At 72.9% G+C, this 26661-nt stretch carries 25 protein-coding genes; 10 read left to right on the top strand and 15 right to left on the bottom strand.

Annotation, left to right across the window (positions count from 1 at the left end; genetic code table 11):
• Positions 1-4: 4 nt before the first annotated feature.
• The 8 genes from ABT034_RS10090 to ABT034_RS10055 are packed head-to-tail and all read right to left on the bottom strand — an operon-like array spanning position 5 to position 6822.
• The gene (locus tag ABT034_RS10090) at positions 5-1990 is read right to left on the bottom strand and encodes an NADH-quinone oxidoreductase subunit 5 family protein (RefSeq protein ID WP_351213294.1); all 1986 of its coding nucleotides are present in this window, start codon (positions 1988-1990) and stop codon (positions 5-7) included.
• Positions 1987-2409 carry an NADH-quinone oxidoreductase subunit NuoK gene (gene nuoK / locus ABT034_RS10085; RefSeq protein WP_351213292.1) on the bottom strand — a complete coding sequence of 141 codons (423 nt, stop codon included), beginning with the start codon at positions 2407-2409 and terminating at the stop codon, positions 1987-1989. The genes ABT034_RS10090 and nuoK overlap by 4 nt, the downstream gene beginning before the upstream one ends.
• Positions 2409-2957 carry an NADH-quinone oxidoreductase subunit J family protein gene (locus tag ABT034_RS10080; protein WP_351213290.1) on the bottom strand — a complete coding sequence of 183 codons (549 nt, stop codon included), beginning with the start codon at positions 2955-2957 and terminating at the stop codon, positions 2409-2411. Before ABT034_RS10080 ends, nuoK begins: the two co-directional genes overlap by 1 nt.
• Positions 2954-3520, bottom strand: a complete 567-nt coding sequence (locus ABT034_RS10075; protein ID WP_351213288.1) for a NuoI/complex I 23 kDa subunit family protein — start codon at positions 3518-3520, stop codon at positions 2954-2956. The genes ABT034_RS10080 and ABT034_RS10075 overlap by 4 nt, the downstream gene beginning before the upstream one ends.
• Positions 3520-4488, bottom strand: coding sequence for a complex I subunit 1/NuoH family protein (locus ABT034_RS10070; RefSeq protein ID WP_351213286.1), 969 nt, complete (start codon positions 4486-4488; stop codon positions 3520-3522). The genes ABT034_RS10075 and ABT034_RS10070 overlap by 1 nt, the downstream gene beginning before the upstream one ends.
• The gene (locus ABT034_RS10065; RefSeq protein ID WP_351213284.1) at positions 4485-5867 is read right to left on the bottom strand and encodes an NADH-quinone oxidoreductase subunit C; all 1383 of its coding nucleotides are present in this window, start codon (positions 5865-5867) and stop codon (positions 4485-4487) included. The genes ABT034_RS10070 and ABT034_RS10065 overlap by 4 nt, the downstream gene beginning before the upstream one ends.
• Positions 5864-6430: an NADH-quinone oxidoreductase subunit B gene (locus tag ABT034_RS10060; RefSeq protein WP_351213282.1), complete on the bottom strand. Its 567-nt coding sequence runs from the start codon at positions 6428-6430 to the stop codon at positions 5864-5866. The genes ABT034_RS10065 and ABT034_RS10060 overlap by 4 nt, the downstream gene beginning before the upstream one ends.
• Positions 6421-6822: an NADH-quinone oxidoreductase subunit A gene (locus ABT034_RS10055; protein ID WP_351213280.1), complete on the bottom strand. Its 402-nt coding sequence runs from the start codon at positions 6820-6822 to the stop codon at positions 6421-6423. Before ABT034_RS10055 ends, ABT034_RS10060 begins: the two co-directional genes overlap by 10 nt.
• A gap of 229 nt (positions 6823-7051) precedes the next feature.
• Between ABT034_RS10055 and ABT034_RS10050 the strand changes: the two genes are divergently transcribed.
• The 5 genes from ABT034_RS10050 (at position 7052) to ABT034_RS10030 (ending at position 13836) form a co-directional block, all read left to right on the top strand.
• Positions 7052-8245 carry a sensor histidine kinase gene (locus ABT034_RS10050; RefSeq protein WP_351213278.1) on the top strand — a complete coding sequence of 398 codons (1194 nt, stop codon included), beginning with the start codon at positions 7052-7054 and terminating at the stop codon, positions 8243-8245.
• A gap of 244 nt (positions 8246-8489) precedes the next feature.
• Positions 8490-9776 carry a sensor histidine kinase gene (locus ABT034_RS10045; protein ID WP_351213276.1) on the top strand — a complete coding sequence of 429 codons (1287 nt, stop codon included), beginning with the start codon at positions 8490-8492 and terminating at the stop codon, positions 9774-9776.
• A 97-nt stretch (positions 9777-9873) separates the two neighbouring features.
• Entirely contained in the window at positions 9874-10533 is a 660-nt protein-coding gene (locus ABT034_RS10040) for a response regulator (RefSeq protein ID WP_351213738.1), read from the top strand.
• Positions 10534-10841: 308 nt separating this feature from the next.
• Complete coding sequence (locus tag ABT034_RS10035; RefSeq protein WP_351213274.1) at positions 10842-12782, top strand: 2-oxoacid:acceptor oxidoreductase subunit alpha; 1941 nt, start codon at positions 10842-10844, stop codon at positions 12780-12782.
• The gene (locus ABT034_RS10030; protein ID WP_351213272.1) at positions 12775-13836 is read left to right on the top strand and encodes a 2-oxoacid:ferredoxin oxidoreductase subunit beta; all 1062 of its coding nucleotides are present in this window, start codon (positions 12775-12777) and stop codon (positions 13834-13836) included. Before ABT034_RS10035 ends, ABT034_RS10030 begins: the two co-directional genes overlap by 8 nt.
• 51 nt (positions 13837-13887) lie before the next feature.
• On the opposite strand, the gene ABT034_RS10025 is transcribed toward ABT034_RS10030, so the two are convergent.
• The 4 genes from ABT034_RS10025 to ABT034_RS10010 form a co-directional block, all read right to left on the bottom strand.
• On the bottom strand, positions 13888-16113 hold the full coding sequence (locus tag ABT034_RS10025) for a bifunctional serine/threonine-protein kinase/ABC transporter substrate-binding protein (protein ID WP_351213270.1): 2226 nt from the start codon (positions 16111-16113) through the stop codon (positions 13888-13890).
• Positions 16114-16115: 2 nt separating this feature from the next.
• Positions 16116-18416 (bottom strand): bifunctional serine/threonine-protein kinase/ABC transporter substrate-binding protein, encoded by a 2301-nt coding sequence (locus ABT034_RS10020; protein ID WP_351213268.1) that lies wholly within the window; start codon positions 18414-18416, stop codon positions 16116-16118.
• A complete protein-coding gene (locus ABT034_RS10015; protein WP_351213266.1) occupies positions 18413-19276 on the bottom strand; it encodes a hypothetical protein in 864 nt (287 codons plus the stop codon). The genes ABT034_RS10020 and ABT034_RS10015 overlap by 4 nt, the downstream gene beginning before the upstream one ends.
• An 84-nt stretch (positions 19277-19360) precedes the next feature.
• Positions 19361-19777: a winged helix-turn-helix transcriptional regulator gene (locus ABT034_RS10010; protein ID WP_351213264.1), complete on the bottom strand. Its 417-nt coding sequence runs from the start codon at positions 19775-19777 to the stop codon at positions 19361-19363.
• Between the two features lie 115 nt (positions 19778-19892).
• On the opposite strand from ABT034_RS10010, the gene ABT034_RS10005 reads away from it, so the two are divergent.
• From ABT034_RS10005 to ABT034_RS09995, 3 genes are all read left to right on the top strand, one after another.
• A complete protein-coding gene (locus tag ABT034_RS10005) occupies positions 19893-20777 on the top strand; it encodes an SDR family oxidoreductase (protein WP_351213262.1) in 885 nt (294 codons plus the stop codon).
• 167 nt (positions 20778-20944) lie between these two features.
• Complete coding sequence (rarD, locus tag ABT034_RS10000) at positions 20945-21877, top strand: EamA family transporter RarD (protein ID WP_502972874.1); 933 nt, start codon at positions 20945-20947, stop codon at positions 21875-21877.
• An 87-nt stretch (positions 21878-21964) separates the two neighbouring features.
• Entirely contained in the window at positions 21965-22804 is an 840-nt protein-coding gene (locus ABT034_RS09995; protein WP_351213258.1) for a mechanosensitive ion channel family protein, read from the top strand.
• Between the two features lie 26 nt (positions 22805-22830).
• On the opposite strand, the gene ABT034_RS09990 is transcribed toward ABT034_RS09995, so the two are convergent.
• Together ABT034_RS09990 and ABT034_RS09985 are read right to left on the bottom strand one after the other, a co-directional pair.
• A complete protein-coding gene (locus tag ABT034_RS09990) occupies positions 22831-23148 on the bottom strand; it encodes a DUF6401 family natural product biosynthesis protein (RefSeq protein ID WP_351213256.1) in 318 nt (105 codons plus the stop codon).
• 29 nt (positions 23149-23177) lie between these two features.
• Positions 23178-24611: an MFS transporter gene (locus ABT034_RS09985; RefSeq protein ID WP_351213254.1), complete on the bottom strand. Its 1434-nt coding sequence runs from the start codon at positions 24609-24611 to the stop codon at positions 23178-23180.
• A 111-nt stretch (positions 24612-24722) separates the two neighbouring features.
• On the opposite strand from ABT034_RS09985, the gene ABT034_RS09980 reads away from it, so the two are divergent.
• Entirely contained in the window at positions 24723-25160 is a 438-nt protein-coding gene (locus ABT034_RS09980; protein ID WP_351213252.1) for a winged helix-turn-helix transcriptional regulator, read from the top strand.
• Positions 25161-25232: 72 nt separating this feature from the next.
• Positions 25233-25850 (top strand): DUF4291 domain-containing protein, encoded by a 618-nt coding sequence (locus tag ABT034_RS09975; protein WP_351213250.1) that lies wholly within the window; start codon positions 25233-25235, stop codon positions 25848-25850.
• A gap of 26 nt (positions 25851-25876) precedes the next feature.
• Here the strand turns inward: ABT034_RS09975 and ABT034_RS09970 are convergent, their stop codons facing one another.
• Positions 25877-26500: a GNAT family N-acetyltransferase gene (locus ABT034_RS09970; protein WP_351213248.1), complete on the bottom strand. Its 624-nt coding sequence runs from the start codon at positions 26498-26500 to the stop codon at positions 25877-25879.
• Positions 26501-26661 lie beyond the last annotated feature (161 nt).

Here is a 26661-nt window from a genome sequence, read left to right as displayed (position 1 = left end):
CGGCTCACGCTCCGGCGACGGCGTTGGCAAGGGCGACGGCGACGATCGCCAGGACGACGGAGCCGGCGAGCAGGGCGCTGAGGTAGGTCTGCACGTTGCCGGTCTGGGCGCGGCGGACGAGCCACCCGAGCCCCTTGGTGGCGCTGCCCGCGCCGCTGACGTAGGTGTCGACGACCTCGCGGTCCAGGAAGCGGACCAGGGTGGCGGCGGCGAGGACGGGCCGGACGAACGCCGCCCGGTAAACGGCGTCCAGGTGGAAGCCGTCGGCGGCGGGGCCGTGCAGCGGCCCGAGGAGTACGCGGCCGGGGTCGGCCGGGTCCTTCGCGGGGTGCGGCAGGTGCAGCGCCTCCGCCTCGACGAGTCCCGCTTCGGCGTCGGGGTGGGCGACGCGGGGCGCGGGGGCGGCGGCCGGGGCCCTGGCGGCGAGGGTGCGCCAGACGGCGTAGGTGACGGCGGCTCCCGCGGCGGCGAGGCCCGTGCCCAGGACGGCCGTGGTGAGGGTCGGGGTGAGGGCGTGCCCGTCGAACCAGTCGTCGAGGTACGTGACGGTCAGACCGAAGCCGAGGGAGGGGATCGCGAGGACCCACAGGACGCTGGTCATGGCGATGGGCTGGCGGCCGTGGTCCGGGGCTTCGGCGCCTCGGCCGCGGAAGGTCCGCAGCCAGAGGCGGAGCGCGTACGCGGCCGTGAGGAGGGCGGTGAGCAGGCCCGCGACGAGGACGGTCCAGCCGGCCGCGGCGGGGGCTGTCCGGACGGCCTGGTCTCCCAGCGCGGTGTGCTCGGCGGCCACGAGGACGGCTTCCTTGGAGAAGAAGCCGGCGAAGGGCGGGATCGCGGCGAGCGCGAGGAGGGCGACGGTCATCGTCCAGTACGCGTCGGGGATGCGCTTCGCGAGGCCGCTCATGCGGGACATGGCGGTCAGCGAGTTCGTGCCGGCGGCGTGGATGACGGCGCCGGCGGCGAGGAAGAGCAGCGCCTTGAAGGCGGCGTGCGAGAGGAGGTGGAAGACGGCGGCGCCCCGGTCGCCGACGGCGAGGGCACCGGCCATGTAGCCGAGCTGGCCGATCGTCGAATAGGCGAGGACCCGCTTGATGTCGTCCTGGGCGAGCGCGGCGAGCGCCGAGCCGACCATCGTCACGGCGGCCATCACGGCGAGGACGGTCATCGCGGCGGCGGAGGCGGCGAAGACGGGCAGCAGCCGGGCCGTGAAGTAGATGCCGGCGGCGACCATCGTCGCCGCGTGGATGAGCGCGGAGACGGGGGTGGGGCCGGCCATGGCGTCGGGGAGCCAGGTGTGCAGCGGGAATTGCGCCGACTTGCCCGCCACACCGGCGAGCAGCAGCAGCGCGATCAGGGTGGGGTGGTCGAGGCCGCCGCTCGCGACGGCGTCGAGGACGCCCGTGATCCGGAAGGTGCCCGCGTCGGCGGCGAGCGCGAAGAGACCGATGAGGAAGGGGACGTCACCGAGCTTGGTGACGAGGAAGGCCTTCAGGGAGGCGGCCCGCGCCTCGGGGGTCTCCCAGTAGTGGCCGACGAGGAAGTACGAGCAGATGCCCATGATCTCCCAGCCGACCAGGAGCACCATCAGGTCGCCGGAGTAGACGACGAGCAGCATCGCGGAGGTGAAGAGGGAGACGAGCGCGGCGTACGAGGGGTAGCGCGGGTCCTGACGGAGGTAGCCGGTCGAGTAGATCTGCACACAGGTGGCGACGACGCCGACGAGGACGGCGACGAGGGCGGCGAAGCCGTCGATGTGCAGGGCCAGGTCGATGGGGACCGAGCCGGTGGGGGTCAGCTGGGTGGCGGCGTCGATCGCCTTCCCGCCGCCCTGTCGGGCGGCGACGAGGACGGCCAGGACGGCGGCGGCGAGCGTCGGCAGCACGGCGAGCGGGCGGACGAGGCCGGGCGCGGTGCGGCCGAGCAGGAGACCGGCGACGGAACCGAGGAAGGGCAGGAGGGGGACGAGGACGGCGAGGGTCGTGGTGGTCACGCGGTGGCCTCGGCCTTCTCGCCGGTGGGCGTCTCGGGTGCGGGCCCGTCGGGGCCGTGGGGCCCGTCGTCGGGCGCGTCGTCGGGCAGGTCGGCGTCGGGCGTGCCGTCCGGGGGCTCCGCCGTGTCGCGGAGGCGGTCGACGTCCGAGGTGCCCTTGTTGCGGTGGACCATCAGGACGATCGCGAGACCGATGCCGATCTCCGCGGCGGCGATGGCGATGGTGAAGAGGGTGAGGGCCTGGCCGGCGTGGAGGGTGTCGCGGAGCCAGACGTCGAAGGCGACCAGGTTGAGGTTGACGGCGTTGAGCATCAGCTCGACGGACATCAGGACCAGGATCGCGTTGCGGCGGGCGAGGACGCCGTACACGCCGATGGCGAAGAGGAGGGCGGCGAGGACGGCCGGGTAGGCGAGATGCATCAGCGCTCCCCCTCCTTCTTCTTCCGGGAGAGCACGATGGCGCCGACCAGGGCGGCCAGGAGGAGCACCGACAGCGCCTCGAAGGGCAGCACCCAGTGCCGGAAGAGGATCTCGCCGGAGACCTTCGTGGAGCCCTGTACGGCTCCGTCCAGGTCGATCCAGGTCGTACGGAACGCGTCGACGACGACCCAGACGAGCGCGGCCGCGGCGGCCAGGGCGACCGCGATCGCGACCGGCCGGTTGCGGGAGTCGGCGTCCGGGGAGTGGCCGATGGGGGCCTTGGTGAGCATGAGGCCGAAGAGGAGGAGGACGACGACGGAGCCCACGTAGATCAGGACCTGGACCCAGGCGATGAACTCGGCGGTGAGGAGCAGGTACTCCACGGCGAGGCCGCCGAGCGCCACGACCAGCCAGAGCGCGGCGTGCACGAGCTGGCGGGTGGTGACGGTGACGAGGGCGGCGCCGAGGGTGACGAGACCGACGAGGAGGAAGGCGATCTCGACGCCGGTGGGCGAGAGGAAGCCGGGGGCGGCTGCGGCGAGGTTCACTGCTGGTCTCCCTCGGCGGCCTGGGCCTCGGCGGCCGCTGCCGCCGCGGCGGCCTTCTCGGCTGCCTTGCGGGCCGCCGCGATCTCCTTCGGTTCCTCCGCGGCCGGGTCGAGCGCGGGCGGTTCGGGAACCGTCCACATCCACTCGCGGAGCTTGTCGCGCTCGTGGGTGAGTTCGTGGATGTCGGTCTCCGCGTACTCGAACTCGGGCGACCAGAACAGCGCGTCGAACGGGCACACCTCGATGCAGATGCCGCAGTACATGCAGAGCGAGAAGTCGATGGCGAACCGGTCGAGGACGTTCCGGCTGCGCTCGCGGCCGCCGGGGACGGCCGCCGGCACCGTCTCCTTGTGGGAGTCGATGTAGATGCACCAGTCGGGGCACTCGCGGGCGCAGAGCATGCAGACCGTGCAGTTCTCCTCGAACAGCCCGATGACCCCGCGGGTGCGGGGCGGCAGCTCGGGCTGGACGTCCGGGTACTGCGCGGTGACGGTCTTCTTCGTCATCGTGCGGAGGGTGACGGCGAGGCCCTTGGCGAGGCCGGAACCGGGGAACGGAGCCATTAGTTGATCGCCACCTTCACGATGCCGGTGAGCGCGATCTGCGCGAGGGCGAGCGGGACGAGCGTCGTCCAGGCCAGCTTCTGGAGCTGGTCCTCACGCAGGCGCGGGTAGCTCACCCGCAGCCAGATCACGACGAACGCGAGGACGGCGGTCTTGAGGAGGGTCCAGACCCAGCCGAGACCGTCCGCGCCGAAGGGGCCGTGCCAGCCGCCGAGGAACAGGACGGTGGTGAGGCCGCACAGGACGACGATGCCGGCGTACTCGGCGAGCAGGAACAGGGCGAAGCGGAGGCCGGTGTACTCGGTGTACGCGCCGAAGATGATCTCCGAGTCGGCGACCGGCATGTCGAACGGGGGCCGCTGGAGCTCCGCGAGGCCCGCCACGAAGAAGACGAGGGCGCCGACGATCTGCCAGGGCAGCCACCACCACTCGAAGGCGTTCAGGATGCCGGGGAGGGAGACGGTGCCGGCGGCCATCGCGACGGAGGCGGCGGCGAGCAGCATCGGGAGCTCGTACGCGAGGAGCTGGGCGGCGGTACGGAGGCCGCCGAGCAGCGAGAACTTGTTCGCGGACGCCCAGCCGGCCATCAGGCTGCCGAGGACGCCGACGCCCATCACGGCGAGGACGAAGAAGATGCCGGCGTCGACGACCTGGCCGACGGCCCCTTCGCTCGGGCCGATCGGGATCGCGACGAGGACGAGGAGGTACGGGAGGAGGGCGACGGCCGGCGCGAGCTGGAAGACCCGCCGGTCTGCGTCCTTGGGGACCACGTCCTCCTTCTGCGCGAACTTCACGCCGTCGGCGACGAGCTGGGCCCAGCCGTGGAAGCCACCGGCGTACATGGGGCCGAGGCGGCCCTGCATGTGGGCCATGACCTTGTGCTCGGTCTGCCCGACGACGAGGGGCAGCACGAGGAAGACGGCGAAGACGTCGAGCAGCCGGAGGGCGACGTCGAGTACGTCGTTCACGCGGGATCGCCTCCGGCGGGGGTGGTGGGGTCGGTGTCGTCGCCCTGCGGGGCGGTGTCGGGGCCTGCGGCCGGCTCGGCGGGCTCGGGCGCGGGCGCCGTTTCCGGGGCCTTCGGCCCGGCGTCGGGTCCGGCCGTCGCCGACTCCGTGGCCGGTGTGCCGGGGCCGTCCGGCTTCGCCGGGGTGGGCGGAGTGGTGGCCTCGTCGTCGAATGCCGGGCGGGCGTGGTGCCAGGGCGCGTCGGAGCTGCGGTTGCGCGGGGGCGCAACCTCCTCGCGCGGCTCGGGGCGGTCCGGGGCCGACTGGCTCGCCGAACCGTCGGCGGCGGACCGCGAGCGGCGGGGCGGGCGGGTCGCCGCGGGCGGAGCGCCGGCGCCCTCCTCGGGCGCGCCGGCCGGCTCCGGGGCCGACTGGCTCGCCGAGCCCTCCGAGACCGAGCGGGTGCGGCGCGGCGGGCGAGCCGCCCCGGCGCCCTCCTCCGGCGCGACGGCCGGCTCCGGGGCCGACTGGCTCGCCGAGCCCTCCGAGACCGAGCGGGTGCGGCGCGGCGGGCGAGCCGCCCCAGCGCCCTCCTCCGGCGCGACGGCCGGCTCCGGGGCCGACTGGCTCGCCGAGCCCTCCGAGACCGAGCGGGTGCGGCGCGGCGGGCGTGGGGTGTCGGTCGGGTCCGGGGTCGGAGTGGTCGCTTCCGCCGGGGTTTGAGTGGTCGCTTCTGCCTGGGTCGTCGAGCCCTCCGACACCGAGCGGGCTCGGCGGGTCGGGCGGTCTCCCGCCGCTCGGGTCGGGCGGGTCGGGGCCGGGGGGAGCTGGCCCTTCAGGGGGCCCCATTCGTTGGGGTCCGGGACGCCCGGGGGGAGCATCTGACGGCGCTTCGGGCCGCCGTCGTGGGACTCGCCCGGTTCCTTCGCGCCCGGCCACGCCTTGGCGACCCGGGCCGCCAGGACGAAGTCCTTGCGCAGCGGGTGGCCCTCGAAGTTCTCCGGGAGGAGGAGCGGCACGAGGTGCGGGTGGCCGGTGAAGTCCACGCCGAACATCTCGTGGGTCTCGCGCTCGTGCCAGCCCGCACCCGCGTACACCCCGAGCGCCGTCGGCAGGACGGGGGCGGAGTGCGGGACCGTCGTACGGACGAGGAGGCGGCGCGGGCGGCCCTCCGCGAGCGACACCACGTGCGCGCAGACCCGGAAGCCCGTGCCCGGCTCGTCCACCGCGCTCAGCCAGTCGAAGTACGTGCAGCCGAGGGTGTCGCGGGCCGTGGTGAGGGCCTGGATCCAGGCCGTCGGCGGGACGTCGACCGTCAGCAGGTCGTACGCCTGCTCCGCCACCGCCTCCTCGCCGAAGATCTCCGTGACGGAGTCGGGGAGCGTGTCGTAGACCGTCATGTCGTGCCGCCCTCCGGCCGCGGAACCAGGGGGCTGGTCAGCTGGGAGACCGAGGCGGCCGTCGCGTACCGCTCCGCCAGGTTCTCCCGCGCGATCTTCTCCTGGAGCTTGAGGATGCCCTGGAGCAGCGCCTCGGGGCGGGGCGGGCAGCCCGGCACGTACACGTCGACCGGGATGATCTGGTCCACGCCCTTGGTCACCGAGTACGAGTCCCAGTACGGGCCGCCGCAGTTCGAGCAGGCGCCGAAGGAGATGACGTACTTCGGTTCCGGCATCTGCTCGTACAGGCGCTTCACCGCCGGCGCCATCTTGTCCGTCACCGTGCCCGAGACGATCATCAGGTCCGCCTGGCGCGGGCCCGGCGCGAACGGGATCACGCCGAGGCGGATGAAGTCGTGCCGGGCCATCGACGCGGCGATGAACTCGATCGCGCAGCAGGCGAGCCCGAAGTTGAAGACCCACAGGCTGTAGCGGCGGCCCCAGTTCAGGACCACCTTCATCGGCTCGGGGGCCAGGCGGGCGAGCGGCCCCAGCTTCGGAGCGGGCAGGGGTGTTACGTCCATGACAGGACGCCCTTCTTGTACGCGTAGAGCAGCCCCACGGCGAGGAAGCCGAGGAAGACGAACATCTCGACCAGGGTCGTGGCGCCGTAGCCGGGCGCCGCGAAGACCGTCGCCCAGGGGAAGAGGAAGATCGAGTCGACGGCGAAGATCACGTAGAGGAAGGCGTACACGTAGTAGCGGACCTGGGTGTGCGCCCAGCCCTCCCCCACGGGGTCGACACCGCACTCGTACGTGAGGAGCTTCTCGGGCGTCGGCACGACGGGCCGCAGCAGCCGGCCCGCTCCGAACGCCACGGCGACGAAGAGCACGCCGACGACGGCGAGCAGGCCGACGACGGAGTACGTCTGGAAGTAGTCCGCCGCGTCGGCCGCGACGACGGTCGGTTCCCGCACGGCCGTCCACCCCTCGGTCTCGTTGTCCCAGTCTCAGGAGTCACTTCTGTCGGACGCGAGTCTAGGCCCTGCTAAAGGGACCGTAAGCAGTCACATAGGTGGTCGCGTACGCGGTCGCGTACGTGATCGTCCACGCGGCGGGTGCGCGGTGCTGGTGGGGCTATCCCCCGTGCCGCTCACCCACCTCCCCCATGGCGTCGTGCGGTCCCCGACCGGCAGTCTGGGGAGCATGACCGCTGATCTTGACACCGCCGGGGCCTCCGGGGCCCCCGGCTCCTCCGCCGCCGCCCCCCATCCGCCCCGGCGCACCGCCTACGGCAAGGAGACCTGGAAGGAGATCGCCTTCCTCCTCTCCAACCTCTTCACGGCCCTGGCCGGTTTCGTCTACGCGGTCGTCAGCGTGCTCCTCGGCGTCGCCCTCTCGGTCACCGTGATCGGGCTCCCGCTGCTCGCCCTCGGGCTCGGCGGCGCCCGCCTGATCGGCCGGTCGGAGCGGGCGCGGGCACGCGGGCTGCTCGGGGTCGAGGTCGCCGAACCGTCCCCGCTGCCCTCGCGCGGCGGCTTCTTCGGCTGGCTGTGGAGCAGGCTGAAGGACCCGGTGGCGTGGCGGACGCAGCTGTACGGGCTGATCCGGCTGCCGTGGGGGATCGTGACCTTCACGGTCGCCCTGGTCTCGCTCATCGTCCTCTGGCCCGTACTCCCCCTCCTCTCCCGGGGCCTGGCCAACGCCGACCGGGGCATGGTCCGGGGCCTCCTCTCGCCCTCCGACGAGCTGGAGCGGCGGATCGCCGAGCTGGAGTCGGACCGGGGCGTGGTCGTCGACACCGCCGCGGCCGACCTGCGGCGCATCGAACGCGATCTGCACGACGGCGCGCAGGCCCGGCTCGTCGCCCTGGCCATGGGCCTCGGCCTGGCGAAGGAGAAGCTCCTCGACGACCCGGAGACGGCCGCGGCCATGGTCGACGAAGCGCACGGGGAGGTGAAGCTCGCCCTCCAGGAGCTGCGGGACCTCGCCCGCGGCATCCACCCGGCGGTCCTCACCGACCGGGGGCTGAGCGCCGCGCTCTCCTCCGTCTCCGCGCGCTGCACGGTGCCGGTGAAGGTGACCGTGGACCTGACGGAGCGGCCGGCGGAGGCGATCGAGGGCATCGCGTACTTCACGGTGTCGGAGCTGCTCCAGAACGTCTCCAAGCACGCGCGTGCCCGGTCCGCGTCCGTGGAGGTGTGGCGGGCCAAGGACCGGCTGCTGCTCCAGGTTCGGGACGACGGGGCGGGCGGGGCGCGCTTCGACGGCGGTACGGGGCTCGCGGGGCTCGCGGAGCGGCTCGGCGCGGTGGACGGGCTGCTCGTCCTGGACTCCCCCGAGGGCGGCCCCACGACGGTCACGGCGGAGCTGCCGTGGCGCTCGCGGACGGGGCAGTGAGCGGCGGGCGGTGAGCGGCGGGGGCGCCCCCCCCTGAGGCGTGGGGCCCGCTGAGGCGTAGGGCCCTGACCTAGGGCCCTGACCTAGGGCCCTCGCGCAGACCTAGGGCCCTCGCGCAGGCCCCCCTCACCACCCAGGTAGGGAAAACCCCCGCCCCCAGACGCCCACCCGCCTCATGGTCCGGACGGTCCCGGGACGGAACCCTGGAACACGTACCCACCTCACCCAGCGAAGGACCCCCGCGATGGCCTCCCACCGACTTCCCGCCGCGATCCGCGCGCCGTTCGAGGCCCGCACCTGGCGTGCCCTCCTCTACGTGCTGATCGGGCTGCCGCTCAGCATCTGCTGGTTCGCGCTCTCCGTCGCCTTCGTCTCGGTCGGCGCCGGGCTGCTCATCACCTTCCTCGGTGTGCCGATCCTCGCCGGGGCCCTCGCGATGTGCCGGGGCTTCGGCGCGGTGGAGCGGGCCAGGGCGCGCGGGCTGCTCGGGCTCGACGTGGAGGCCCCCGAGCCGGTGCGGGGGAAGACCGGCGGGGCGTTCTCGTGGATGGGGGCCATGTTGAAGAGCGGGGCGTCGTGGCGGCACCTGCTGTACGCGGTGGTGCACCTGCCGTGGGCGGTGTTCTCGTTCGGGGTGACGGTGGCGTTCTGGACCTGGGGCTGGACCCTCTTCACGTATCCGCTGTGGCAGTGGACCTTCCCGGCGTACGTGGGGCAGGACGGCCTCCAGCTGTACGGCGACGGTTCCCACGACCTGTACCTCGACTCGCCCTTCGAGGTCACCGCGACCAGCCTGATCGGGCTGCTGTTCGTGCTGGTGGGGCCGTGGCTGCTGCGCGGGTTCGTCGCCGTCGACCGGCTCCTGGTCTCCGGGCTCCTCGGCCCCTCGCGGCTCGCCTCCCGTGTGACGGAGCTGGAGTCGGACCGGGGCGTGGTCGTCGACACCGCCGCGGCGGACCTGCGGCGCATCGAGCGGGACCTGCACGACGGGGCGCAGGCGCGGCTCGCCGCGCTCGCCATGGACCTGGGTCTCGCGAAGGAGAAGCTCGCGGAGGACCCGCGGGCGGCGGCGGTGCTCGTGGGTGAGGCGCACGGCGAGGTGAAGCTCGCGCTCCAGGAGCTGCGGGACCTGGCCCGTGGCATCCACCCGGCGGTCCTCACCGACCGCGGGCTCGACGCGGCGCTCTCGGCGGTCGCCTCCCGGTGCGCGGTGCCGGTGTCGGTGGACGTGGACCTGCCGGCCCGGCCGGTGCCGGCGATCGAGGGGATCGCGTACTTCACGGTCTCGGAGCTGCTGCGGAACGTCACGGCGCACGCGCGGGCGCGGCGGGCGTGGGTGGACGTGTGGCGGTCGGGCGACCGGCTGATGCTCCAGGTGCGGGACGACGGGGTGGGCGGGGCGGAGACGGTGGCGGGGCGGAGTCTCGCGGGGCTCGCGGAGCGGGTGGGTGCGGTGGACGGGGTGCTCGCGGTGGACTCGCCTTCGGGGGGCCCGACGACGGTGACGGCGGAACTGCCCTGGCGCTCGTAACGCATGCCCGCGACGGGGGGACAGTGCCATGCTGGGGGTCGCATTGGGCGACACGACAACATGGGGGCTGTACGGCGTGGGTGGGCAAGACGGGGCGGTGCGGGTGGTCATCGCCGAGGATTCGGTGTTGTTGCGGGAGGGGCTGACCCGGCTCCTGACCGATCTGGGGCACGAGGTCGTCGCCGGTGTCGGTGACGGGGAGGCGCTCGTCGAGACGGTCGCGAAGCTGGCGGCTCAGGACGCGTTGCCGGACGTCGTCGTCGCGGACGTACGGATGCCGCCGACGCACACGGACGAGGGCGTGCGGGCGGCGGTGCGGCTGCGCAAGGAGCATCCGGGGCTCGGCGTCCTGGTCCTTTCGCAGTACGTGGAGGAGCAGTACGCCACCGAACTCCTGGCCGGTTCCAGCCGGGGCGTGGGGTATCTGCTGAAGGACCGGGTCGCGGAGGTCCGCGAGTTCGTGGACGCCGTGGTCCGGGTGGCCGGGGGCGGTACCGCGCTCGACCCCGAGGTCGTGCAGCAGCTGCTCGGCCGGAGCCGTCAGCAGGACGTGCTGGCGAACCTGACGCCGCGCGAGCGGGAGGTCCTCGGTCTGATGGCGGAGGGCCGGACGAACTCGGCGATCGCGAAGGCGCTGGTGGTGAGCGACGGCGCGGTGGAGAAGCACATCAGCAACATCTTCCTGAAGCTGGGCCTGTCGCCGAGTGACGGCGATCATCGACGGGTACTCGCAGTGTTGACGTATCTGAGATCCTGAGAATCTGACACTCTGTCAGTTGAGAGCGGTACCGGAGGTCGGAGGCCGCCCGTCGTACGCCCCGAGGGCCCTAGGTCCAAAGGATGAGGCGGAATCCGACATTCCGGAATGTTCGCATGGCGACAGAACGTGACGATTCAGGACAAGAGGGCGTCTCAAAAAGAGGTCCATGATGCGAGAAGTCCCGGGAGGGCCCGCCCTACCGTCGTAGGGTGGGCCTCGGGGACGGACGGTGATCGGCCGGCCGCGTCCCGAGCCTTCTCCGCCTCCGGCGGAGAGTCCCCTTGCCGCGAGGGAGGTCCAGTTCAGTGACCAGTCAGGTCAGTAGCGAGGCCGGTGAGGCCCTGCTGGGGGAGCAGCGCAGCGCCCCGGCGAAGCCGCACCACGGCGCCGAGAAGGAAGTGCGCCGTCTCGACCGCGTGATCATCCGCTTCGCGGGTGACTCCGGTGACGGTATGCAGCTGACGGGTGACCGCTTCACCTCGGAGACGGCGTCCTTCGGGAACGACCTCTCCACGCTGCCGAACTTCCCGGCCGAGATCCGCGCACCCGCCGGCACCCTGCCGGGCGTCTCGTCCTTCCAGCTCCACTTCGCCGACCACGACATCCTGACCCCGGGCGACGCCCCGAACGTGCTGGTCGCGATGAACCCGGCCGCCCTCAAGGCCAACCTCGGGGACGTGCCGCGCGGCGGCGAGATCATCGTCAACACCGACGAGTTCGCGCCCCGCGCCATGAAGAAGATCGGCTGGGACGTCTCGCCCCTGGAGGACGGCTCCCTCGACGGCTACCGGGTCCACCCGGTGCCGCTGACCACGCTGACCGTGGAGGCCCTCAAGGACTTCGGTCTCTCCCGGAAGGAGGCCGAGCGCTCCAAGAACATGTTCGCGCTCGGGCTGCTGTCCTGGATGTACCACCGGCCGACCGAGGGCACCGAGACCTTCCTGCGGAGCAAGTTCGCGAAGAAGCCGCAGATCGCCGAGGCGAACATCGTCGCCTTCCGGGCCGGCTGGAACTTCGGCGAGACCACCGAGGACTTCGCCGTCTCCTACGAGATCGCCCCGGCGACCACGGCCTTCCCCACCGGCACCTACCGCAACATCTCCGGGAACCTGGCCCTCTCCTACGGGCTGATCGCCGCCGGCCGCCAGGCCGACCTGCCGCTCTACCTGGGCTCGTACCCCATCACCCCGGCCTCGGACATCCTGCACGAGCTCAGCCGGCACAAGAACTTCGGCGTCCGCACCTTCCAGGCCGAGGACGAGATCGCCGGCATCGGCGCCGCGCTCGGCGCGGCCTTCGGCGGCTCGCTCGCCGTGACCACCACGAGCGGCCCCGGCGTGGCGCTCAAGTCCGAGACGATCGGCCTCGCGGTCTCCCTGGAGCTGCCGCTGGTCGTCGTCGACATCCAGCGCGGCGGCCCGTCCACCGGTCTGCCCACCAAGACGGAGCAGGCCGACCTCCTCCAGGCCATGTACGGCCGCAACGGCGAGGCCCCGGTCCCGATCGTCGCCCCGAAGACCCCCGCGGACTGTTTCGACGCGGCGATCGAGGCGGCCCGGATCGCCCTCACGTACCGCACGCCGGTCTTCCTGCTCTCCGACGGCTACCTCGCCAACGGCTCCGAGCCCTGGCGCATCCCGGACGTCGAGGAGCTCCCCGACCTGCGGACGCTGTTCGCCACCGGCCCGAACCACACGCTGGAGGACGGCACCGACGTCTTCTGGCCGTACAAGCGCGACCCGGAGACCCTCGCCCGCCCGTGGGCCGTCCCCGGCACGCCCGGCCTCGAACACCGCATCGGCGGCATCGAGAAGCAGGACGGCACCGGCAACATCTCGTACGACCCCGCCAACCACGAGTTCATGGTCCGCACCCGGCAGGCCAAGATCGACGGCATCGACGTCCCCGACATCGAGGTCGACGACCCGGACGGCGCGAGCAGCACCCTGGTCCTCGGCTGGGGCTCCACCTACGGGCCGATCACCGCGGCCGTCCGCCGCATCCGCAGAGCCGGCGGGCACATCGCCCAGGCCCATCTGCGCCACCTCAACCCCTTCCCGAAGAACCTCGGCGAGGTCCTCAAGGGGTACGAGAAGGTCGTCGTCCCCGAGATGAACCTCGGGCAGCTCGCCACCCTCGTCCGGGCGAAGTACCTCGTCGACGCCCGCAGCCACACCCAGGTCAACGGCATGCCGTTCAAGGCCGAGCAGCTCGCCGCCGTCCTCAAGGAGGCCATCGATGCCTGAGCCCACGGAGACGCTGCTGAGCCTGGTGCCCAAGGCCGAGGGCCGGCAGTCCATGAAGGACTTCAAGTCCGACCAGGAGGTCCGCTGGTGTCCGGGCTGCGGTGACTACGCGGTCCTCGCCGCCGTGCAGGGCTTCATGCCCGACCTCGGGCTGGCGAAGGAGAACATCGTCTTCGTCTCCGGCATCGGCTGCTCCTCCCGCTTCCCGTACTACATGAACACCTACGGGATGCACTCCATCCACGGCCGCGCCCCGGCCATCGCCACCGGCCTCGCCACCTCCCGCCGCGACCTGTCCGTCTGGGTCGTCACGGGCGACGGCGACGCGCTCTCCATCGGCGGCAACCACCTCATCCACGCCCTGCGCCGCAACGTCAACCTCAAGATCCTGCTCTTCAACAACCGGATCTACGGCCTCACCAAGGGCCAGTACTCGCCCACCTCCGAGGTCGGCAAGATCACCAAGTCGACGCCGATGGGCTCGCTCGACGCGCCCTTCAACCCGGTGTCGCTCGCGCTCGGCGCGGAGGCCTCCTTCGTGGCCCGTACGGTCGACTCCGACCGCAAGCACCTCACCGAGGTGCTGCGGCAGGCCGCCGACCACGACGGCACGGCGCTCGTCGAGATCTACCAGAACTGCAACATCTTCAACGACGGCGCCTTCGAGGTCCTCAAGGACAAGGACCAGGCCAAGGAGGCGGTGATCCGGCTGACGCACGGGCAGCCGATCCGCTTCGGCGCCGAGGACGAGAAGGGCGTCGTCCGCGACCCGGTGACCGGCGACCTCCAGGTCGTCACCGTCACCCCCGAGAACGAGTCGCGGATCCTCGTCCACGACGCCCACGCGGCCACCCCCACCACCGCCTTCGCGCTCTCCCGGCTCGCGGACCCGGACACCCTCCACCAGACCCCCATCGGGGTGTTCCGGTCGGTGGACCGGCCGGTGTACGACACGCTGATGGCGGACCAGCTGGAGACGGCGGTGGAGCAGTACGGCAAGGGCGACCTCGGTCAGCTCCTCGCCGGGAACGACACCTGGACGGTCGTCGGCTGACAGCCCGACGCAGAGGGCCCGGTCCGTACACCCGTACGGACCGGGCCCTCGTCACGTCCCCGCGGCCGCCGCCTCGTCGAACTTCCCCAGGAAGCGGGGGACCCCGCCCTTCACCTGCCAGAGGAAGAGCCCGACGAGCGCCGCGACGCTGCTGTCCCTGCCCGCCGACGAGTACTGCCTGACGACGCCCTGGTACGCGTCCTGCCGCAGGCTGTTCGCCGCCCCCGCGGCCACCGACTCCGCGTGGTTCGCGACCGCCGTCCCGAGCGCCTGGATCACCCAGTTGACCGCGTCGAACGCCTCCGCGGCGTACGGCTCGACGGGGACGGCAGGAGGGACGCCCCAGCGCTTGCGGTACGCGGCGGTGAACTCCTTCGCCGCCGGAAGGCCGTCGGGGTCGGCGAAGGCCGTACCGAAGTACCAGCCCTCGGCCGCAGGACCCGCGAGCCTGAGGAACTCCGGCTGGAGCGCGGCCTCGACGCCGCCGCACGGCCCCTCGTACCCCTGGTCGCGCAACGCCCTGGCGCAGAGCGCGGCCCGGCGCGGCGAGGTCCCCACGTACATCACGCCCAGCGGGTCGGTGGCGAGCGCGGCCCGTACGGCGGGGCCGAAGTCCTCGCTGTCCTTCGCGACGGGGTGGGTGGTGACCACCCCGCCGAGGTCCTGCGCGGGCGGGGTGGTCTTGATGCTCTTGACCGCGAACCAGCTGTCCCGGCCGCCGGCCCGGTCCTCCACCAGCGCGGTCCGCACGGCCTCGTGCTCGGAGAGATAGCGGATGTAGGGCACGATCAGGGTGTCGGCGGCGGAACGCGGCTCGAAGTAGGTGCGCCTCATGGTCTGCCCCGGCACCGTGGTCCCGGTCGGCACCGCGGCGAGGACGCTCACCAGCGGGACGGAACGGTCCACGAGTTCGGCCACCGCCGCGACGACGCTCGCCGCCGTCGCCGGGCCAACCACACCGATCAGGTTCTCGTCCTTGAGCAGGGTGCGGGTGGCGGCCGTGGCGCGCGCCGCGTCCCCGCCGTCGTCCACGACCCGCAGGACCAGGTCGAAGAGGCGGTCCCGGCGGGCGTTGCAGGCCTCCACGGCCACCCTGGCCCCGCGCTCCTGGGCCCGGCCGTACACCTTCAGGGGGCCGCTGAGGTCGGTGAGCAGGCCGAGCGTGTACGCCGGGAGCGGGGCGCCGGCGCCTCCGCCCTTCCCCCCGAGCGTGCCCACTCCCGTGCCGCCGAGGGTGCCCACTCCGGTGCCCTCCGGGGTACGGCTCAGGAGCCAGGCGGTCAGGCCGCCCGCGCCCGCCAGGGCCGCCGCCGAGCCGCCCATCAGGAGGCCGCGCCGCGAGAGCCCCTTCGGCGGCTCGGGGGGCACGAGCATCGTCGGCTCAGGGACCGGCAGGTCCAGGACCCGTGCGGAGCGCTGGGCGATGAGCGCGGGCAGCCCCGACGGCAGCCAGTCCCCCGCCGGCGCGTCGGCCTCCCCGAGCACCGCCCGTACCTCCGCCGCCGTGGGCCGGGCCGCCGGATCCTTCGCCAGACAGGCCCTGACCAGGGGCAGGATCGTGTCCGGTACGTCGGTGAGGTCGGGCTCCTCGTGGACGGTGCGGTAGACGACCGCGGCCACCCCGCCCGTACCGAAGGGGCGTTCGCCGGTCAGCGCGTACGCGAGGACGCAGCCGAGCGAGAAGACGTCACTGGCCGGGCCGACCTCCCCCGCCCCCGCCGCCCTGGCCTGCTCGGGCGCGAGGAAGCCGGGGGTGCCGATCATCGCGTCGGTCGCGGTGAGCGCGGTCGCCCCGGCGGAGCGGGCGATGCCGAAGTCGATGAGCCGGGGCCCGTCGAGGGCGAGGAGGACGTTGCCGGGCTTGACGTCCCGGTGCACGAGGTCGGCCGCGTGCATGCCGTCGAGCGCGGACGCGAGCCGGGCGCCGAGGGCCCGTACGGTCGGCTCGGGCAGGGCGCCGTGCAGGGCGACGGCCTCGGCGAGGGACGGCCCCGGCACGTACTCCGTCGCCAGCCACGGCTCCCTGGCCTCCGGGTCGGCGCCGAGGACCCGGACGACCCAGCGCCCGGTGATCCGCTCGGCGGCGCGCGCCTCGCGGCGGAACCGCTCCCGGAACCCGGGGTCGGCCGCGTGCTCGGCGCGGATGAGCTTGAGCGCGACGAGGGCCCCGCCGCCGGAGCGGGCGAGGTACACCACGCCCATGCCTCCGGCGCCGAGGCGGCCGATGAGCCGGTGGCCCGCGATCGAGGAGGGGTCGCCCCTGCGCAGTGGCTGCACGGTCAGGCCTTCGGCTTCGCCTTGTTCGCGGGCATGACGGGCGCGGGGCCGATCAGCTTGAAGGCGCCGTTCTGCACCGCGTGCACGAAGGTGCCGCCGTTGGTGAGGTCTCCGTTCTCGTCGAAGGTGTAACCGCCCATGACGCCGGTGTACTTCTGCTTCCGCAGCTCCGCCCAGAGGCCCTTGCGGGCGGGGGCGCGGCCCGCTTTCGCGTTCCGGGCGAGCTGTTCGAGGGCCATGGTGACGACGTCGTACGACTCCCCCGTGTAGTACGCGGGGGCGGCGCCGAACCGCTTGCGGTACGCGGCGACGAAGCCGGCGGCCTCCTTGCGGGTGACGGCGTCGAGGACGGGGGCGCCGAAGAACCAGCCCTCCGCGGCGGCGCCCGCCTCCTTCAGGAACGCGGACCCGAAGGCGTGCTGGCCGGCGAACCGGGGCCCGGTGAAGCGGAGTTCGTCGAGGGCGCGGGCCGCGAGCACCGCGGTCTCGCGGACCCCGCAGTGGACGTACGCGTCCATGCCGGCGTCGATCATCTCGCCGAGGATCGCGCGGTAGTCCCGTGCGGCGGCCGGGATCACCCGGAAGTGGGGCGTGAGGCCGGCCTGCCCGAAGGCGAACTGGGCGCCCCGGACGAGCTGCCAGCCGTACTGGTCGTCGGTGCGGTCCTGGAGGACTCCGGGTCTGCGGATCTCCTTGAGGAGCGTGACGGCGTACGCGAGGTGCATCCCGGCGTAGGGGTGGTGCGGGATCGCCCGCAGCACGGTCGTGTTCGGTGCGCTGCCCTCGTCCCGGGCGGTGAGGAGGTTGAACCCGGCGGAGACCGTGATCAGCGGGAGGCCGGATTCCTCGAAGGCCGGGAGGACGGCCTGCCCGACACCGTCGGAGGTGGGGCCGAGGACGGCGAGGACGCCCGGGTCGGTCGTGAGCCTGCGGGCCGAGGCGAGGGCGCCGGCGCGGTCACCGCGGTCGTCGGAGACCGCGAGTTCGAGCGTGTACGGCTTGTCCTTGCGGGCGTTGAACCGCTCGACGGCGAGCCGCGCGCCGCGCTCCTGGGCGAGGCCCATCTCCTTGTCGGGTCCGGAGAGGTCGGCGAGGACGCCGATCTTCCAGCTGGTGCGGGGCGGGACCGGCTTCGCGCCGTTCCCCTTGCCGTCGGTGGCGCCGTCCTCCTTCAGGGCCGACCAGGCCGCGACGGACCCACCGCCCACGGCCAGGACGGCGGCGCCGGAGGCGAGCAGCAGGAAGCCGCGCCGGCTGCGGCGCGGCGGTCCGTCCGGCGCCGGGCCCGTGTGGGTGGCGTCGATCTCGGGGAGCGCGAGCATCCGGGCGGAGCGTTCGGCGATGGTACGGACGACGGGGTCGGGCAGCCAGCCGGCGCCGGTGGCCGGGGCGTCCTCGGTGAGCCGGACGCCGATCTCGGCGGCGGTGGGCCGGGCGGCCGGGTCCTTGGCGAGGCAGGCGCCGACGAGTTCGACGAGCCCCGCCGGTACGCCCGCGAGGTCGGGGGCGTCGTGGACGGTCCGGTACATGAGGGCGTCCACGGCGCCGGTGCCGAAGGGCGGGCGGCCGGTCGCCGCGTACGCGAGGAGGCAGCCGAGCGAGAAGACGTCGGCGGGCGGGCCGATGGCGTCGGCGCGGGCCTCGGCCTGCTCGGGCGCGAGGAAGCCGGGGGTGCCGACGACCATGTCGGTGGCGGTGAGGGCGGTCTCGCCGGTGGCGCGGGCGATGCCGAAGTCGATGAGGCGGGGGCCGTCGACGGCGAGGAGGACGTTGCCGGGCTTGACGTCCCGGTGCACGAGCCCGGCCGTGTGGACGGCGGCGAGGGCGCGGGCGACGGCCCAGCCGATGAGGCGGACGCTCCTTTCGGGCAGCGGGCCGTGGGCGGTGACGGCCTCGCCGAGGGAGGGGCCGGGGACGAAGGCGGTGGCCATCCACGGTTCGGGGGCGTCCGGGTCGGCGCCGATGACGGGGACGGCCCAGGGGCTGGACACCCGCCGGGCGGCCTCGACCTCACGGCGGAACCGGGCCCGGAAGTCGGGCTGGTCGGCCTGGTCGGCATGGGTGACCTTGACGGCGGCGAGCTCGCCGTTCTCCGTACGGCCCAGATAGACGACCCCCATACCGCCGGCCCCGAGCCGCCCGAGAAGCCGGTAGCCGGCGAGGGAGGACGGATCGGAGGACAGGAGGGGGTGGAGGTCACCGGGCTGGGGGCGGGGCGGGGTCGGCTGGGGGCCGGGGGCCTGCTGGGGCTCCGGCTGGGAGGCGGGCTCGTGGTCCGGGCGGGGCGGGGTCGGCTCGGTCATGACTGGGCCTCCAGCTGGTCCGTCGCGCGGTTGATCATCGTGACGAGGGCCTGCACCTGGCCGGGGACGGTGGCGACCGTGGTGCCGGTCGCATCCTCGCTGTAGCCGGGTGCTCCCTTGACGACGGTGGCGACGGTGATCTGGCCGATCCGGGACTGGTACCAGCCGTAGGAGTGCTTCCCCTTCATGGCGTCGTTGTGGTAGACGCCGCGCTCTCCGAGGGAGTCCGTGGCGGTGTAGTTGCCGCCGACACCGAAGGGGTTGCCGAGGGAGATGAGGCCGGTGATGCGTTCGCCGTCGCGGAGCCTCTGGTCGGGGCAGCGGAGCGCCTCCTCCAGGGTCCCGGCCATCTCCCAGTCCGCGTCGGCCTCGGTGCGGTGCACGGTGACGGTGGCGGCGACCCTGAGGTTCCCGAGGGCGCCGTCGGCGGGGATCTCGCTGTAGGCGGTGACGCTGTAGAGGACGGTGGAGGGCCGGGTGCCCGTCCCCCAGGAGCAGTTGGCGCCGAGGACGGGCCAGTAGGCGGGGTCGCTGAGGTGCGGGGTGCGCTCGACGTACTCCGGTCCCCAGGCGTCGGGCCCCGCGACGACGGCGAGCGCGATCCTCTTGGCGTCGGCCTCGTTCTTGGGCGCGCGCTTCGGGTCGGGGTCGAAGTCGAGTGCGGTCCGCGGGGCGGTCGGGGTCGGCCCGGCCTTGGTCGGCGCGGAGGCGGTCGGCGCGGCCGACGCGCTCGTGGTCCCCCCGCCGTTCTTGCCGTCGGGCCTCTTCCCGTCGTCGCCGTCGGCGCACCCGGTCGTGATCAGCCCGCCCACCAGTACGGCGCAGCAGGCGCGCAGCAGTCTTCGGTCCCCGTACGCCACAGTTCCCCCACGGTCCCTCACGGTTTCCCCCGAACAGTGAGCAGATCGTACGACTTGGCGACCCAACTCGCCGCGTCTACAACGTCATTGGGACGAAGCGGTATCCCTCTCGCGACGTGCCGTGTCGTACCGCTCGCGGGCCTGTTCGACCTCGGGGACCCTGCGGTCGGTCCAGCGGGCGAGTTCCCAGACCTGGCGGGCGGCCTCCTCACCGAGGGTGGTGAGGCTGTAGTCGACGCGGGGCGGGATGACGGGCTTGGCGTCGCGGTGGACGAAGCCGTCGCGCTCCAGGGTCTGGAGCGTCTGCGTGAGCATCTTCTCGCTGACGCGGCCGACGTGCCGCCGGAGCTCGCTGAAGCGGTACGAGCGCTCCCTGAGGGCGATCAGGATCAGGACGCCCCAGCGACTGGTGACGTGTTCCAGGACGAGCCGGGCCGGGCACATGGTGCCGTCGACGTCACCGAGCAGGTCCTTCGCCTTCGGTTCCTCACTTACTCCCATACCAGTACCTTACTTCAAAGTGGGTACTTACGAAAGGTTAGCGCCCGTCGTACGGTGAGTGGACCGCCCACCGCACCCCGCGGACCCCACGGAACCCCACGGAGAAGGAACCACCATGAGCATCGTCGTCACCGGCGCCACCGGACAGCTCGGCCGCCTCGTCATCGACGCCCTCCTCGCCGGCGCCACCCCCGCCGGCCCCGTCCCCGCCGAGTCCGTCGTCGCCGTCGTCCGCGACAAGGCGAAGGCCGCCGACCTCGCCGAGCGCGGTGTCGAGCTGCGGATCGCCGACTACAGCCGCCCCGAGACCCTGGCGGGCGCCTTCGAGGCCGGCGGCCGGGTGCTCCTGATCTCGGGCAGCGAGGTCGGGCAGCGCGTCGCCCAGCACACCGCCGTGATCGACGCGGCCAAGGCGGCGGGCGTGGCCCAGCTCGCGTACACGGGCATCCTCGGCGGCCCGGAGGCCGACTTCGACCTGGCCGCCGAGCACAAGGAGACCGAGCGGCTGATCCTCGCCTCCGGCCTGCCGCACACCTTCCTCCGCAACGGCTGGTACACCGAGAACTACACCGCCAACCTCGCCCCCGTCCTGGCCCACGGCGCCGTCGTCGCCAACGCGGGCGAGGGCCGGGTCGCCTCCGCCTCCCGCGCCGACTACGCCGCCGCCGCGGCCGCCGTCCTGGCCGGCCCGGCCGATGAGCACCTGGGCAAGGCGTACGAGCTGAGCGGCGACACCGCCTGGTCGCTCGCCGAGTACGCGGCCGAGGTCGCCGCGCAGACCGGCCGGGAGATCGCGTACAGCAACGTCCCCGCCGAGACCCACCTCGCGATCCTCACCGGCGCCGGGGTCCCCGAGTCCTTCGCCGCGATCCTGGTCGACGTCGACCGGGCGATCGAGCGTGGCGCGCTCGCCCGCCGGACCGGCGACCTGGCCCGCCTCATCGGCCGCCCCACCACCCCGATCGCCGTGACGATCGAGGAAGCCCTGGCCGCCTCCTGAACCGTCATGACCGTATTGCGGTACGGGCATGACAACCCGCCCGGTGCGGCGCTACCTTCGACAGGACAGCGCGGCACAGGGCGGGAGGTCCGGTGAAGACGGAGACCACGGAGAACACGGAGAACGCGGAGCGAGCAGGATTGCTCTACGGGATCGGCGCCTACGGCATGTGGGGGCTCGTCCCGCTCTTCTGGCCCCTCCTCAAACCCGCCGGGGCGATCGAGATCCTCGCCCACCGGATGGTGTGGTCCCTGGCCTTCGTCGGCGTCGCCCTGCTCGCCCTGCGCCGCTGGGGCTGGATACGCGAGCTGGTCCGCAGCCCGCGCAAGCTGGGCCTGATCACGGTCGCCGCCACCGTCATCACCGTGAACTGGGGCCTCTACATCTGGTCCGTCAACACCGGCCACGTCGTCGAGGCGTCCCTCGGCTACTTCATCAACCCGCTCGTCACCATCGCCCTCGGCGTCCTCGTCCTCCAGGAACGGCTGCGCCCCGCGCAGTGGGCGGCGGTCGGCATCGGCTTCGCCGCCGTACTCGTCCTCGCGATCGGATACGGGCGGCCGCCCTGGATCTCCCTCACCCTCGCCTTCTCCTTCGCCGCCTACGGCCTCGTGAAGAAGAAGGTCAACATCGGCGGCCTCGAATCGCTCGCCGCCGAGACCGCCGTCCAGTTCCTGCCCGCCCTCGGCTACCTCGTCTGGCTCGGCGCCCAGGGCACGCTCGCCTTCGGCGACCACGGCGCCGGCCACACGGCCCTGCTCGCCGCCACCGGCATCGTCACCGCGGTCCCGCTCGTCTGCTTCGGGGCGGCCGCGATCCGCGTACCCCTGTCGACACTCGGGCTCCTCCAGTACCTGGCGCCGACCTTCCAGTTCCTGCTCGGGATCCTCTACTTCCACGAGGAGATGCCGCCGGAGCGCTGGGCTGGCTTCTCCCTCGTCTGGCTGGCCCTGACCCTCCTCACCTGGGACGCCCTGCGCACGGCCCGCCGCAGCCGGGCCGCGGTCGAGGCGGCGAAGGCGTCGGCGGAGGCATCGGCGGGTGCGCCGGTGCCGCCGACGCCGGCGGTTTCCACCCCTTCGGCGCAGCCGGGACGCTGACCGGGGGCGGGTACGCCCGAGCCGTAGTTACGTCGGGAGTCCAGGCCCCGGAACGGACGGGGCCCTCCCGAGCGGAGTGATGGCTCCATGTCGCAGCCCCTCGCCCTCTCGGTCGACTTCGGCAAGGGATTCACGGACGCCTGGTCCGCCGTCGCCGAGTTCGTACCGAAGTTCATCGCCTTCCTCGCGATCCTCCTCGTCGGCTGGTTCGTCGCCAAGATGATCGCCAAGGTCGCCGACCGCGTGCTGCGCAAGGTCGGCTTCGAGCGGATGGCCGAGCGCAGCGGCGTCGCGAACACCCTCAAGGGGTCGAAGTACGACGCCACCGGCATCATCGCCAAGATCCTCTACTACGCGATCCTGCTGATCGCCCTCCAGCTGGCCTTCGGGGTCTTCGGCCCCAACCCGGTCAGCGTGATGATCAACGGCATCGTGTCCTGGCTGCCGAAGGCGATCGTCGCCTGTGTCATCGTCGTCGTCGCCATGGCCATCGCCCGCGCGGTGCGGGACATCGTGGAGGGCGCGCTGAGCCAGACGTCCTACGGCAAGATCCTCGCCACGGCGGCCTGGGCGTTCATCGTCGGCCTCGGTGTGATCGCCGCGCTGAGCCAGGCGGGCATCGCGACCTCGGTGACCGGGCCGGTGCTCACGGCGGTGCTCGCGATGATCGCCGGTGTCGTGATCGTCGGCGTCGGCGGCGGCCTCGTCACCCCGATGCGGGGGCGCTGGGAGCGCTGGCTGTCGGCGGCCGAGGAGGAGACCGGTCGGGCGAAGGACCAGGTCGCGGCCTACCAGCGCGGCCGCGAGGACGCCCGGAGCGGGATGCCGGCCGCGCAGGAGCGGATGGCGCGGGGCGAGGGACGCGAGGGCATGGGGCGGGGCGAGGAGCGTCGCCCCGGCCAGGAGCCTCCGATGGACCCGATGTAGTCCGTGCACCGAGATTCGGTGGGGGCTCACACGCCCAGCAGGTCGTGCTCCCGGATCAGCCAGCAGACCGCCGTCAGACGCAGGGTCGCGAAGTCGTGGCCGACGGGCTCGGTCCAGTCGACCTCGGAGAGCCAGTCGGTGAACCCGAGGACGTAGTCGGCGAGCTCCTCCCGCGCGACGGTCCGGGCCTCCGGTCCCCGCTGAGCGGGGATCAGCGCGTCGCACACGGCAGCCGCGTGCTGGTCGACGGCAGCCACAAGCCCCGGCTCGAAGGTGAACTCCGAGAGCCGGGGCATGTACGTGGCGACCAAGTCGATCAGCGGGCAGCCGGGCGAAAACTCCATCCCTCCACATTAGGGGCGGGCGGGGGCGTTCAGACCGTGACCTTCGTCGCAGACGCCGGGGCCGCCGGGGCGCCCTGGGCCAGGTCCTCCCGGGCCGGTCCCTCCGTCGATCGGCCGGCGCTTCCGCGTACTCCCGTCGCCGTGACCGCGGCCCCGAGGGCCACCATGACCAGCGGGACGACGAGCGCCGCCCGGAAGCCGTCGAGACCGCCGCCGGCCAGGCCGTACACCGCCGTCACCGCCGCGATGCCGACCGCCGAGCCGAACTGGGTGGCCGTCGTGAGCAGTCCGCTCGCGAGCCCCTGCTCCTCCTCCGCGATGCCGTCCGTACCGGCGATGGTGAGCGGTCCGTACGCCAGGGCGAAGGCGAGCCCGGTCAGGAACAGCGTCGGGAACATGGCCGCGTACGACCAGTCCGGGCCGACCGGCAGGAACAGCGCGTACGAGACGACGGCGAGGACGAAGCCGCCGAGGATCACCTTGGCGTTGCCGTACCGGGCCACGAGCCGCGGGGTCAGGGTCGGTGCGAGGACCGCGTCGACGCCCATGACGAGGAGGGCGAGGGCCGTCTGGAGGGACGACCAGCCGCGCAGCTCCTGGAGGTAGAGCGTGGCCATGAACTGGAAGCCGAAGAAGGAGCCGACGAAGAGCAGGGCGCCGAGGTCGGCGCGGACGAGCGAGGCCTGGCGGAGGATGCCGAGGCGGACGAGCGGGGTGGATGCCCGGCGTTCGACGGCGACGAAGACGCCGGCGAGGAGGAGTCCGGCGGCGAGCGCGGCGACCGTGACCTGCCATCCGGCGAAGCCGTGCTCCAGACGCACGATGCCGTACGCGAGGAGGAGCATCGCCCCGGCGGCGGTGAGCGACCCGCCCAGGTCGAAGCCGCCCTTGACGCGGACCGGGCGCGGCTCCTTCGGGATCAGGGCGATCGCGGCGACCAGGATCGCGGCGGCGAGCAGGACCGGCGCGAAGAAGACCCAGCGCCAGCCGAGCTGGGTGAGCAGCCCGCCGATGACGAGGCCGAGCGAGAAGCCGCCGGCGGCGGTGCCCGCGAAGACCAGGAGGGCCTTGTTGCGCTGGGGGCCCTCCTCGTAGGACGTGGTGATGATGGACAGCGCGGCCGGGGTCATGAAGGCGGCGGCGACGCCCGTCACGAAGCGGGCCAGGATGAGGGTCCAGCCCTCGTCGGCGAGGCCGCCGAGGCCGGAGAAGAGCAGGAAGACGGTGAGCCAGCCGAGGAGCATCCGGCGCCGTCCGAGGAGGTCGGCGGCGCGGCCGCCGAGGAGGGTGAAGCCGGCGTAGCCGAGGACGTAGGCGGACATGACCCACGCGGCGGTGCCGGTGCCGAGGCCGAGGTCGGCGCGGAGGGTGGGGACGGCGACGGCGAGCATGGCGACGTCGATGCCTTCGAGGAAGATCGTCCCGGAGAGGACGAGGAGCAGACTCCAGGCGCGTAGGGACACAACTGTCTCCAGGGCAGGGTGGGTTGGGGTGGCCGGTTACCGACCGGGTTACCGTCCCGGGGGTCGGTTCCCTCTTGTAACCACCTGCATCCTGCGGGAGGATCGGGAGCCATGGAAGAAGGCACTTTGAAGGAACCGAGTCACTGCGCGGGAACCTATGGGGACGCGGGCGACCCCGACCCCTTCCAGTGGGACACGCGGGAGGACTGCGAGGTACGCCAGATCCTCGACCGGGTCGCCGACAAGTGGTCCCTCCTCGTCATCGCGCTCCTGGACCGCCGGGTCCTGCGCTTCACGGAGCTCAAGCGCGAGATCGACGGCGTCAGCCAGCGCATGCTGACCGTGACCCTGCGCCAGCTGGAGCGGGACGGACTGGTGAAGCGCACGGTCCATCCGACGATCCCGCCGCGCGTCGAGTACGAACTGACGGCCCTGGGCGGCACGTTGCACACGACGATCCGCTCGCTCGTCACCTGGACCGAGCAGCACCAGAACGAGATCGCGGCGGCCCGGGAGGCGTACGACGCGAAGGAGGCGGTGGGGGTGTAGCCGCCCTTTGACCGGTCTTTGGCCGGTCTTTAACCGGTGGTTCTTTCCCGGGTCTTCGCCGACGCTGGGGCGATGGAGGAACCGAAGTACCGAATCCGTGCGCTCCACACCGCGCGCACGGTCACCGTCTACCAGGCGTACCGGCCCGCGATCGGCCTGCCCGCGGCCCGTGAGGGTCGATTTCCGGCCGCTTGGAAGCGGGACCGGATGACGTGGATCAAGCCGTCGTTCCTGTGGATGATGTACCGCTGCGGCTGGGGGGCGAAGGAGGGCCAGGAGACCGTCCTCGCCGTGGAGATCACCCGCGAGGGCTTCGAGTGGGCCGTACGGAACGCCTGCCTGTCCCACTACGTCCGCGGCGTCCACGCCGACCGGGTGGCGTGGAAGCGGCAGTTGAGGCAGGCACCCACGCGTGTGCAGTGGGATCCGGAGCGGGATCCCGCGCTCCGCCCGCTCCCGTACCGCTCGCTCCAGCTCGGGCTCTCGGGCGAGGCGGCGAGGCGGTACGCGGACGAGTGGACGGTGTCCATCAGCGACGTGACGCCGCTGGCGCACCGCGTACGCGAGGTGGTCCGGACCGACGGGCCGGAGGCGGCCCGCCGGCTACTGCCCCGCGAGGAGCCGTACCCGGAGGCCGCGGGGCTGCTGGACCACCTGCGCGTTCAGGACGCGGAGCCGGCGGGGGCCTGAGGCGGGACCTGGGTCTGGGTCTGGGTCTAGGCCGGGGCCGGGGCCGGGTCCTGCGGCGGGCGCCGCATGGCCCACAGCGTCGGGCCGCCGCCGGGCAGGGACGCCTCGCCGAGTACGGCGAAGCCGAAGTGCTCGTACACGGGGAGGTTGGACGGCTTGGAGGACTCCAGGTAGACCGGGAGGCCCGCCGCGTCGGCCTGGGCGAGACCCGAGCGCAGCAGCGCGGACCCGTGGCCCTGGCCGCGGGCGGCGGGGTCGGCGCCGATGACGGCGAGGTACCAGTGGGGCTCCGGCGGCGTGTGCGCGGCTGCGGCCTCGACGGCCTCGCGGAAGAGACCGGCGCGGTCGCCGAGGATGTCGGCGAGCTCCTGGACGGTGGAGGCGTCGGGCACGGCCTTCTCCTGCCCCTCGGGCGCCACCCAGAAGGAGGCGGCGGCGTCGGTGCGCTCGCAGACGCCATGGAGGCCGTACTGCCGGGTGAAGAGGGTCGTGAAGTAACGGCTGAGACCGGCCTCGCGCGTGGCCTCGTCGGGGAAGAACCAGCGCATCATCGGGTCGTCGCCGAAGGCCCGTGCCAGGGTGCGGCCGACCATCGGGGCGTCGTGGAGCGTTGCCGTTATCGGTGTGTTCGAGGTAGGCATACGGGTCATTCTGCACCGGGGATGATCTTGGGCGGTGGGTGGGGGCGGGGGCGGGGGCGGCGAGGTGCTGGGGGTTGGGGGTTGGGGTCCGGAGGGGGCGGGGTTCGGGTGGGGCGGGGTTCGGGTGGGGCGGGGTTCGGGTGGGGCGGGGTTCGGGTGGGGCGGGGAGA

Source organism: Streptomyces sp. NPDC002773 (assembly GCF_040295605.1).
GTDB lineage: Bacteria > Actinomycetota > Actinomycetes > Streptomycetales > Streptomycetaceae > Streptomyces.
This window is presented reverse-complemented; position numbering and strand designations above follow the sequence as displayed.

Excerpts from the sequence above, each read along its gene's own strand:
- ABT034_RS10030 (WP_351213272.1), top strand. The coding sequence starts at position 12,775 with ATGCCTGAGCCCACGGAGACGCTGCTGAGCCTGGTGCCCAAGGCCGAG.
- ABT034_RS10045 (WP_351213276.1), top strand. The coding sequence starts at position 8,490 with ATGGCCTCCCACCGACTTCCCGCCGCGATCCGCGCGCCGTTCGAGGCC.
- ABT034_RS09995 (WP_351213258.1), top strand. The coding sequence starts at position 21,965 with ATGTCGCAGCCCCTCGCCCTCTCGGTCGACTTCGGCAAGGGATTCACG.
- ABT034_RS09970 (WP_351213248.1), bottom strand. The coding sequence starts at position 26,500 with ATGACCCGTATGCCTACCTCGAACACACCGATAACGGCAACGCTCCAC.
- ABT034_RS10065 (WP_351213284.1), bottom strand. The coding sequence starts at position 5,867 with ATGACGGTCTACGACACGCTCCCCGACTCCGTCACGGAGATCTTCGGC.
- ABT034_RS10010 (WP_351213264.1), bottom strand. The coding sequence starts at position 19,777 with ATGGGAGTAAGTGAGGAACCGAAGGCGAAGGACCTGCTCGGTGACGTC.
- rarD (WP_502972874.1), top strand. The coding sequence starts at position 20,945 with ATGTGGGGGCTCGTCCCGCTCTTCTGGCCCCTCCTCAAACCCGCCGGG.
- ABT034_RS09980 (WP_351213252.1), top strand. The coding sequence starts at position 24,723 with ATGGAAGAAGGCACTTTGAAGGAACCGAGTCACTGCGCGGGAACCTAT.
- ABT034_RS10050 (WP_351213278.1), top strand. The coding sequence starts at position 7,052 with ATGACCGCTGATCTTGACACCGCCGGGGCCTCCGGGGCCCCCGGCTCC.
- nuoK (WP_351213292.1), bottom strand. The coding sequence starts at position 2,409 with ATGCATCTCGCCTACCCGGCCGTCCTCGCCGCCCTCCTCTTCGCCATC.
- ABT034_RS09990 (WP_351213256.1), bottom strand. The coding sequence starts at position 23,148 with ATGGAGTTTTCGCCCGGCTGCCCGCTGATCGACTTGGTCGCCACGTAC.
- ABT034_RS10020 (WP_351213268.1), bottom strand. The coding sequence starts at position 18,416 with ATGACCGAGCCGACCCCGCCCCGCCCGGACCACGAGCCCGCCTCCCAG.
- ABT034_RS10075 (WP_351213288.1), bottom strand. The coding sequence starts at position 3,520 with ATGGCTCCGTTCCCCGGTTCCGGCCTCGCCAAGGGCCTCGCCGTCACC.
- ABT034_RS10060 (WP_351213282.1), bottom strand. The coding sequence starts at position 6,430 with ATGGACGTAACACCCCTGCCCGCTCCGAAGCTGGGGCCGCTCGCCCGC.
- ABT034_RS09975 (WP_351213250.1), top strand. The coding sequence starts at position 25,233 with ATGGAGGAACCGAAGTACCGAATCCGTGCGCTCCACACCGCGCGCACG.
- ABT034_RS10005 (WP_351213262.1), top strand. The coding sequence starts at position 19,893 with ATGAGCATCGTCGTCACCGGCGCCACCGGACAGCTCGGCCGCCTCGTC.